This is a genomic window from Pseudomonas meliae, from assembly GCF_001400515.1.
GTDB lineage: Bacteria > Pseudomonadota > Gammaproteobacteria > Pseudomonadales > Pseudomonadaceae > Aquipseudomonas > Aquipseudomonas amygdali.
In genome coordinates this window covers 1-312 of the sequence record NZ_LJQT01000058.1, presented here as the reverse complement: position 1 = coordinate 312, position 312 = coordinate 1, and the positions used below count along the sequence as shown (strand labels likewise).

The following is a 312-nucleotide window of genomic DNA, read 5'->3' as shown; positions in this document are numbered from 1 at the left end:
TTCACATCAACGACGGCAGTGCACATTGATCCTTTTATCCGCTCATGATCCTCGCCCTAACGCCTTACAAGGTGATCAGTCATGACCTCTGGTGTTTACGCGCCCGTTGGTTCTGCCTGTTCAGGCTTGAACGTGTCGCCGTAATGCAGGACGGCCCAGGCCATCCTCGCATTCTTGGCGGCAATCGCCACGACCGCACGCCAGTAACCCCGTCGCTCCATGAGGTTGCGGATCCAGCGACTGAGAGGGTCTTGCTTATTGCCCAGGTTGGCCATGACAGATCGAGCTCCAAGCACCAGTAGACTGCGTAAA

At 56.4% G+C, this 312-nt stretch carries 1 pseudogene; it reads right to left on the bottom strand.

The annotated features are described in order from the left end of the window. Positions 1 to 95: 95 nt before the first annotated feature. Positions 96 to 312: pseudogene (locus ALO64_RS02700) on the bottom strand (IS110 family transposase); the annotation flags it as partial.